The organism is Ruegeria sp. AM9 (assembly GCF_056540565.1).
Genome location: NZ_JBQFWY010000016.1, coordinates 47,479 through 56,831, shown reverse-complemented (window position 1 = coordinate 56,831; position 9,353 = coordinate 47,479). Strand labels below are relative to the sequence as shown.

Sequence of the window (9,353 nt, the reverse complement as noted above, 5' to 3'; positions counted from 1 at the left end):
AACCTGGCTGGACCAGATTGGTCGGACGTTACATACCCAACTGATGGCACCACTGTTGATCCGGACCCTGTCGCGCCGCCGGACCCAGGTGAATCCACCCAAGAGGCTGTGAACGCAGGTACAGTCGGAGATGCATCGGATAATTGGTTTATTCTGAAATCTGGCCAGGCTGGCGCACTTAGCGGTGGTGATGGGGACGACATTCTTGGCGGAGGAAACGGCAGCGACACGCTGATGGGCGATACAGGCGATGACACCCTGAGCGGCTACGGTGGGAACGATACCCTTCTGGGCGGTCAGGGGGCCGATCTGCTGAAAGGTTCAACCGGAAATGACTGGCTGCAATCAGGCATGGGTGCCGACCGGTTGCAGGGCGGCACGGGCGATGACATGCTGCGGGGCGGCCGTGGCCAAGATGAATTGATCGGAGGCGAGGGCAACGACACGCTCGTCGGAGCGCGCGGCATCGACACTATGACCGGAGGTTCCGGTGCGGACACGTTTGTTTTCACCATCGGACCAGATACCGTCACGGATTTCACCAGCGAGGATTTCATCGACCTCCGATATACGGCTGAGATTTCCAGTTATGACGACCTGTTGAACAACCACATTTCGCAATCCGGCAGCGATGTGATTATTGATGACGGCTTGGGCAATACGCTGACTCTGGAAGATACGACGTTGTCAGATCTGACACAGAACCATTTCCTCGTCTGACTTTCCCAGCACTCCAAAATGAGAACGCCCCTGAGTTCGGGGGCGTTTTTAGTTGTCAGTAAATCTTGGACACTTGCCGCTCTTCCAACCCACGGGTCATGCAGATGTCAGACAGCGAACGATCCACAACTGTACCTTGGTCAAACCACTTCATTTGGTGATGAATATTTGGTTCGTAGACCAAACAGGTTTAAAGCACAGGGTGATTGCCGAGAGGAAGACCTTCGGGCATCTGCGCGTCGCGATGCGCCGCCATTCCTTGCAGTCGACCGAACATGATTTCGATGCGGTTGCGGCGTTTACATCAACGCTTGTTACTCCATCGCTTCCGGCTGTTATACAAGTTCTTGTGAGGGCTAAGAACTCGCCATGAGGCTTCGGGAAATAGGGTTCAAGACGTGCCATCTGGGCGTCGGATAACCAGAAAATTTCAGACATGTTCACCGCCCGCGTTCGAGCCGTGAAGCACGCAACCGCTCGGAAATCAATGAAGCCTGAGCTTGGGCTGTTGAACTTTTATTTGATCCCAGCCCCCTAATATAGGTTACATAACTCCATGGATATTCAGTTTGTTAGCAAGTACCCTATTAAGCCCCACGGCACGACACAACTGCGGTGTTTACAACCGGCAGAAGCGCTGCGTACTGCAGGATATAGCGTCTCAGTGGATACAATCTACCATACCCGGCCGCTTGCTGAAAAAGCGATCATTCTGCATCGGGTTCCATACGATGATTATACGCGGGCCTTCATTAAAGCTGCGCGCGCGCGTGGGAAAACATTAATTTATGATACAGATGATTTAATATTTAGCGAGGAAGGCAGCGATTATTTAGCGCAGGGGCAAAAAGCCAAACAATATCGCGCTGGTTCTCAACCATTTTCAATGGCAATGAGTGCCTGTGACCATGTTAGCGTGTCCACGCAATTTCTGGCTGATAAAGCTGCTTTGCTTCATCCGCAAACAAAAGTTGTCAAAAATACATTGAGCGAGGCGTATTTGCAGCTTAGCTCAAAGGTCGTGACGAAAAGACAAAAAAGAAAGAGCGCAAGTGTAACCCTTGCGTATTTGCCGGGCTCCAAAAGCCACGACGCTAATTTTGCTGTTATCAAGAACGCACTTTTGCAGGTATTGAAAAAACTTTCACAGACAAAGTTGCTCATTGTCGGGCCACTTGAAATATCAGCAGAATTCGAAGTGTTTGGTGAAAGAGTGATCCGTGAGGAGCTCAAGCCATACGCGCAATACCCACGTATCTTTGAAGGTATAGATATTAATTTAATACCACTTGAGATAGAGCAGGCGTTTTGCCAAGCTAAAAGTGAGTTAAAATTTATTGAAGCAGGAGCGTGTGAGGTGGTCAGTGTCGCTACTCCAACGTCGCCGCACAAGTCTGTTATACGCCATTCCGAAAACGGACTATTGGCGGACGCGGACAAATGGGAAACGTCACTTATTCAACTGATACAGAATAAATCTATGCGTGAGGTCTTAGGAAAAGCCGCGCGCAAGACGGTCTTATCGCATTATACGCCGCAACATTCCTTATCATCTTGGGTCGAATTGATTGAATCCGTGACGCCAAAGGGTTTTTCCGTGCCAGTCACTCGAGTAGATCGTATTTCCAACTCAGTCTCTTTGAATGCTCAGTATTGGAAATTAAGACTAAGACGGGCGCTATCCGAAATTGCGAACAGATGAATTTGGCCGACCGCACGCTTCAGGACCTAAACTATGAGTAATTTGACGTAAGCGGTTTCCCGACACAATCTTTCTGTTGGCTACGCGCTTCACGGTTCTGAAATACATGCTGGTGGAGCGCGGATATGATGCAGGCCAGTATCGTGAAGACCTTAAAGACAGCGGGCAACCTGCACCCCTTCAAGCAGAAGCCGTAAAGCTCTGACCCCGAATGACGAAAAACGTCACTGCAGGCGCCACAAATCAAAACAGCTTCAATCAACTCAGAGAGTGGCTGAGCGTCGCGACCCTTTACGACAGGTGCTCGAAGGCCTTTCTGCGCAGCATACACCTTGGCCGCTGTTGTCATGACCTGGTTATGAATGTTGCCCCCAGATGGACAAAATTTGCTTGAATGTTCTGATGTCGTATCATTGGCTTCTTGCCTCCAACGTAAATATGTCATGCATAAGATAAGAAATTTGTATATAATGTGGAATCGACATGGATAAAAAACTCCAATATCTATTGACAATACTGGCCATACTTTTCTTGTCTGTAACGACATTTGCTTCGGCTGCTTATCTGTATGAAAAAAGAAATAAGATTAAGGGTTTTTTCAAGCCGAAAACTAACAGCAATAACTCTGAAAATGTCAATTATGAATCCTCAGAGGCTGATATTTACTGGGCCAAAGAAATTTTAAATGGAGGTTACATTTTGCATTTTCGTCACGCTGAGCGTGATAAATGGATAGACGTGCAGATGTATGACGCTTTAGAAAGTGATATGCATCAAAACGGTCTGGACGAGAGCCGGTACGCCGAAAATGATTATTTTGGCAAGGCTGTTTGTTTGAACGAGCGTGGTAAAGTGCAAGCAAAAGCTATTGGCGAGCACATTGATTATATTGGTTTACCAATAGGCAATGTTGTTTCATCAGTCTCGTGTCGAGCAAGGCAAACAGCAGAGTTGGCATTCGGGGGATTTGATTCTCAGCATAGAAGACTCCTCCACAAAGGCCCCTATACTGAAAAATCTGATATCAGAACACAGCAACTTACCGATTTTTACCAAAACTTGGATGTAGAAACTGGAACTAATACGATTGTATCAGGTCATAACAATGTAATCGAATGTGAGATGTTTATTAATGATAACTGCCCCAACGCGCCCCGGTTAGAAGAGGGGGGGTTTTACATATTGAGTAAATCCGACGAAGGCCTCAGATTTGAATATGAGTTTCATAACTATCACCACTTTAGTCGGGTGTTTTTTGAACGCTAAGCGCCAGACGTAACGGCAGATCGTTCGGTTTTGCGGCAGTTGAGAAGGGAAGGTAAGTTTCCCGCTCCTTATCTTTCAGGTGCAGGGTTTGTGCCGGTTTTGATCGAGCCGATTACCCCGGTTCGCCCTCCGGGACTGGGCATTTCCTCGTAGGGTTTCGAGCACTGGCGGCGCCTCACCCGGATCAAGTTAATTCGTAACTGCATAGATGATTTTTGATTTCATCGATCGACTGGTTCATCATCAAATCTATTACTGACAGGGCGGGAACAAACTCTTTGGAGTAAGCCTGCTCATAAGGAATGAAATTCGGCTTTATGAATTTCAGATCTACGCCATGTGCCTTGAAGTGCTCTTTATCATACAAAAGAACTCCACCTGCGGGGTTCACATATGAATCACAATTCAATCTTCCAGCGATAGAAATTATTCTTTCGCTACGCTCCATTCCTTTAGTGTCAGAAAAGCTTTTTGATGACTCATGTATATTGCAATCAATCCCCAACATGTCAGCGGCGCAAGTAATCGATAACTTTGCTATCTCACTTATTGTTTCTTTTTCGCCGTTGAGAACTTTATCAACATACTCCATGCCGACATCAAAATACTTTGCCTTAGCATAAGAGTGCTCTAACGTCCTCCGAAATTTTCTTTTAAAGTGCTCTAAATCCGCAACTCTCACTTCTCTTATGATTGAATTTTGGCTGCTTTTTGACAGCGGAATGGAAAAGGTAACAGGGCTGCCGTTACTCAGTATCCTGTTCCGATTCACCCAGCCTCGCATAATGAAGTTAACGTCATCGTACAGGACAAAATGCGAAGAACATTTCATTAAATTGAAATAGCCAATATAAGGAAAAACATATGGCTGCATCACGGCGAGAATATCATTATTCAAATTAGGAGTTCCTCATATCAACTAACGAATCTATCAGCATGCCAGCTGTCCGCCACCCATTGATGGAGATCTATAGCGCGTGACAAATACAGGGCGATCTGAACCTCTGTGTTTCAATCTATGCTGCGTTCTACCGATGCAGCAAGCGGTGTCTCTAGATTGCTTGTGCTCTTATTTCCGTTCTGCGTCTGAGGTTGGATTCTGCCTGACCGATGTAAACGGCGATGGTTCAAGGTTGGCCGGGGTCGTGTGGTAACGGTTGCTGCGAACGTTGACTGACCAAGAACAATGCAATGGTGTATCCACAATTGACTGCTGGAGCTGCAGGAATGCCGGGACGCTTCGATACACTCTGTACTAAAACTTGACGGTCTCAGCTTGCTTGGATACCGGACTCTTCAGATTTTTTTTGCAAGTGTTGGCTCAATGGATACTAATCGATCTACGGTATTTGTAGGCGACGAGAGTGCCTCGAAGGTTTCTACATACAAGTATTTCGGAGTGAGCCAATGACATCCGCGGACCGGCGAGAAAGCATCAGACCCGATGGGTGCTTGAAGAAAGACACGAAACAGATTCATTCCACACCAGTGGCCGAGATTGACACTGTCTCCGCCCAGGAACCGAAGCCGAAAGTATCGTTCATAGAAAGCAAGACGCCGGATCTCGAGCGCATTTCCGTGCTGCTGGCGAGTTGCCAAGAAAGAAACCAGTGGGCCAACGAGGGTCCGTTATTCCATCAGTTGATTGAAGCATACCGACAACACATGAACCTGCCGTCGGATCGCGCGCTCTTCCCATGCAGCAATGGTGGAATTGCGTTAGAAGCGATGGCACGACTTCATGAATTGAAGAATGGGCGTCGACTTCGTTGGTTGGTGTCGTCGTTCAGTTTCAGCAATTTGGCTCGGGGGTATTTTTCTGATGTCGCCTTTCTCGACTGTGATGAAACTGGGCTGCTCGACCTGACGGCTTTGGAGAACGTCGATGTCAACTCCTATGATGGCGTGATCGTTACAAATCCACATGGTATCTGCCGCAACTTTCAGCCGTACATCGATTTTGCAAAGCAATCGGGAAAGGCGCTCTTACTCGATAATGCTGCGGGAATGAATGCGCAGGTTCCTGACTGGCCGTGGCAGTGCTTCAGTCTTCATCACACCAAACCCTACGGGGTCGGAGAGGGCGGCCTGGCTCTTGTCCCGCTGCACGAATATGAGGAGTTACGCTCACTTCTCGTCTATGGCTCAGCGCCATCTCAACCCGCCTGCTGGCTCAATAATGGCAAACTTTCGGACATTTCCTGTGCTTTCCACCTCGACCGCCTCGAGCGCTTTCACGATTGGGCGCCGCTTTACCAGGAACAGGCCCAACGGGTAATCGAGATTGCCGGAAGCGTGGGACTCAGCCCCCTCCTTCCGTTCGATGGCTGGGCGATCGCAACGAGTTGGCCTTTTCTGGCAAAACAAGAGATTGCGCCGGAAAGAACCGACAATTCGCAGTCAATCGTATTAGCGAAGTACTACAAACCGCTCGCCGCGAAACCACGGTCCCGAGATATCTACAACCGATTGGTCAACTTTCCAACTCACGCAGACGTCGCACAAATAACTGACGAGCAAATCCGAAACGAAATGCAAAAGTTACTCTTGCATGGGGGAAACTAAGCAAAGATTCGCGTCGCTCTCTCAAAAACAGACAACCTTGAGTGACACAGTAAATCATTAAGTCTCTAGAATTTACGCGAGACAATCAATGCTTCGCACGCGAGCTTGGTTGCCGATGCTCCACTGGCGAGAGAGAATTAGGATTGAATTCCACATGAATTACGGACCCCTGATCATCGGTATATGGACGGTTTGCGCTCGCGAGAAGAGTGTTTAGTTTTGACTACATGATACAGTTCCCAGCAACCGAAGTCAGAAACAATCTGGATGGTCTTTCAATCGATATTGCCATCATTTCAAGCCGCCCAGCCAACTGTAAGAGACGCACAAGATGAGCAGAATTGAACGCCCGATCGTCGTCTATGCAAACGCCTTCAGCGAAACAAGGGGTGGGCCTATTGTGCTTCATAGGCTTGTGGATCGCCTCAACCACATGGGCGAAGACGCTTACGTCTACCCTAAAGCAATGCAGCATCAGTATCCCCCGTTTCCCAAATTCGAGATCCGCACCAGATGGAAGACATGGCGTCGCAACAAGATGGCACCGGTCAGGGCTCAGGGAAACTTTCGCGTCAATCCCGATTTTGTGACCCCAATAGCCGACAAGAAAATACTTAGAGAGGCAATCGTCGTTTATTCCGAAACTGTTGATGGCAACCCACTGAGAAGCAAGCGTGTCGTGCGCTGGCTCCTCCACAAACCAGGGTTCTTTCGTCCAGAGATTCGCTTCGGTTCTAATGAACTTACGTATTTCTATAATCCTGGGTTCGCAGAAGGTGTAGCTGGAATTGACCAAGAGAACCATCTCAGGGTCACTTGGCTCCGGAGTGACGTGTACTTTGATCGTAAGCTTTCTAACCGTTCCGGTACCTGCCGGCTGATCCGGAAGGGTCGACACACTGGCCTCTCGGAAGTTCCTGAAGACGATGATGCTATTCTCGTTGATGACTTGACTCATGAAGAAAAGGCCGAAGTTTTCAACAAAACAAAGGTTCTCTACAGTCATGATCCATTTACGCAATACCTGACATACGCGGCGATGTGTGGTTGCATTCCGGTTGTGGTTCCGCAGCCGGACAAAGCATTACACAGCGAATTTACCAACAGACCAACCAGCAATCGTTGGGGAATAGCGTACGGCGAAGAGGAAATCGGCTGGGCGCTCGAAACACGGGGCATGCTATTCGAGCAGCTCTCCAAGGAGCAGGAAAGTGAGGATGAAATGCTTGAAGCGTTTGTCGAACGACTCCGGAAACGTTTCTCGGACTGAAAGGTCTTATCAGAATAACTTGGCTGGAGTGGGGCAGGCGCAATTGTGATGATCGGTTCTTAGCGCCCCGCTAGAGGAAACCTAGTTCAGCGGCCTAGAAAAATAGAGCTAGACAGCCTTAAAAAAGTCCTAATACTGTCGGGTCGGCGCCACAAGAGAAGTCCAATTTTCCGAGTGTGACTGTAGCGAGTGAGCCGTACATTTCGGCATAGTAATTTGAGGCTGCATTGAATTCACAACCGGCAGGCAATTGCTCTGATTTCCGGCGTTTTTATAGGGAGTTACAATGCGCTATTTGGTTGCGGGTAATGGAATTCTAGGCCTGTCCACGGCCTTCAGGCTCACCCAACAGATGGGTTCCAACGACAGCATTGTCATCGTTGGTCCGGAAGCCCGGCAATATTCGGCTACTCTGCCCGCAGCTGCGATGCAGAATTCGTTCGCCGAGATAGAGGTCGGTGCGCTGGAGTCCGAAAAGGACCTGTATCGATTTGAACTCAGCCATTGGGCGACACGCATGTGGCCCGAGTTCGAGAGAGAACTGATCGATGCGGCGGGCGATGACATCCCGTATGGCTGCTCGAAGTGTGAAGTTTTCAGAGGTGGCTGTTTCGGCCAAGGCACTTATGTTGTCAACAACACCGCAATGAGCGAGGTTGATGATCTGAATTTTGCCGCCATGATCTCGGCGCTCGATGACTTCAATGAGCAGTATGAATACGTCGATCCGAAGTCGATCCCGAATTATCACCCTGAGGAACGCTTTCGTGCGACCCAGGCGATCCTGATTCATAACGAGGGCTGGTTCAATCCACGCCTGATGCTGGAGAAACTGGAAGCTATCCTGAACAGGCATCCCCGCGTCGAGTTCATCAACTCAACGGTGGAGCAGCTTGTCGGCGACAGGACATCTGTAGTCGACGCAAAGCTCGGCAACGGCGATACGTTACCCGCAGACTACTTTGTCCTCGCGGTAGGAGCTACCACTTCGGATATTCTGGGAGCCAGCACCAACGTCCCGATAAACGTTCAGCCGGTGTTCCACAATGTTGGCTCGTCGGTGGAGATCAAGAGCAGCGATTACCCTCACTCCAAGTGCATTCGAACGGTGAATAGAGGGTTCGCATGCGGTATTTATACGGTCCCCTACTTCCTCGGGCCGAATGAGCCCAAGGACCACATCATTATCGGCGCGACCAGTATTATGATGCCAAAACCGCACAACACGGTCCGTTTGTACGCATTGGAAGGCTTGATGCGCAGTGCGATGGAACAGATCAATCGTCACTTCTACCGGGCGGAGGTGGTCCGGACGAACGTGGGCTCTCGCCCCATCGCACAGGACACGTACCCGCTTCTTGGCAAGACGCAGATTCCCAACCTGTCCATCATCAGCGGCACCAACCGCGATGGCTTCCACATGGCCCCGGTCATCTCGCAACTCGTTGTCGACCAGATGCTTGAAAATGAAGTCGACGAGCGGTTCGAGTGGTTCGCCCCTGATCGCGACGTAATTAAGGAAATGGACCGTGAGGCCGCCATTTCAAGGAACGTTATGAACCAACTGGGCGCCATGTACCAACACGATTTCGTTCCGCCCAAAGGCAGATTCCCTGAAAGAATTGAAGACATCCTCCGGGCTGATGTAGAAGAGATCCACGATAAGGTTGGCGCGCACGATTGGGGGATCCCACCGATCATGATCGATATGTACAAATATGGCCATACGATCTGACATTTGGCAGGTGCCAATCAATAAGGTGAGGTATCGTGCTGTGCTCTCTACAAGTTTATCATGAAACCATTTTCAGACAGTCAGCTGAATGCACT

Annotated in this window: 7 protein-coding genes; 6 read left to right on the top strand and 1 reads right to left on the bottom strand. The window is 49.2% G+C overall.

The genetic code is table 11. The annotated features are described in order from the left end of the window. The 3 genes from ACR0DO_RS18085 to ACR0DO_RS18075 all read left to right on the top strand — a co-directional run. Positions 1 to 720: calcium-binding protein (locus ACR0DO_RS18085; RefSeq protein ID WP_480560903.1), on the top strand; the 720-nt coding region annotated here is incomplete at its 5' end. A gap of 556 nt (positions 721 to 1,276) precedes the next feature. Then, positions 1,277 to 2,422 carry a glycosyltransferase family 4 protein gene (locus ACR0DO_RS18080; protein WP_480560902.1) on the top strand — a complete coding sequence of 382 codons (1,146 nt, stop codon included), beginning with the start codon at positions 1,277 to 1,279 and terminating at the stop codon, positions 2,420 to 2,422. A 483-nt stretch (positions 2,423 to 2,905) separates the two neighbouring features. After that, positions 2,906 to 3,688, top strand: coding sequence for a histidine phosphatase family protein (locus tag ACR0DO_RS18075; RefSeq protein WP_480560901.1), 783 nt, complete (start codon positions 2,906 to 2,908; stop codon positions 3,686 to 3,688). Positions 3,689 to 3,872: 184 nt separating this feature from the next. On the opposite strand, the gene ACR0DO_RS18070 is transcribed toward ACR0DO_RS18075, so the two are convergent. Beyond that, a complete protein-coding gene (locus tag ACR0DO_RS18070; RefSeq protein WP_480560900.1) occupies positions 3,873 to 4,586 on the bottom strand; it encodes a WbqC family protein in 714 nt (237 codons plus the stop codon). A gap of 590 nt (positions 4,587 to 5,176) precedes the next feature. Between ACR0DO_RS18070 and ACR0DO_RS18065 the strand changes: the two genes are divergently transcribed. From ACR0DO_RS18065 to ACR0DO_RS18055, 3 genes are all read left to right on the top strand, one after another. Further along, positions 5,177 to 6,253 carry a DegT/DnrJ/EryC1/StrS family aminotransferase gene (locus tag ACR0DO_RS18065; protein ID WP_480560899.1) on the top strand — a complete coding sequence of 359 codons (1,077 nt, stop codon included), beginning with the start codon at positions 5,177 to 5,179 and terminating at the stop codon, positions 6,251 to 6,253. Positions 6,254 to 6,584: 331 nt separating this feature from the next. Continuing rightward, positions 6,585 to 7,523: a hypothetical protein gene (locus ACR0DO_RS18060; RefSeq protein WP_480560898.1), complete on the top strand. Its 939-nt coding sequence runs from the start codon at positions 6,585 to 6,587 to the stop codon at positions 7,521 to 7,523. Positions 7,524 to 7,809: 286 nt separating this feature from the next. After that, positions 7,810 to 9,258, top strand: coding sequence for an NAD(P)/FAD-dependent oxidoreductase (locus ACR0DO_RS18055; protein ID WP_480560896.1), 1,449 nt, complete (start codon positions 7,810 to 7,812; stop codon positions 9,256 to 9,258). Positions 9,259 to 9,353: the final 95 nt, after the last annotated feature.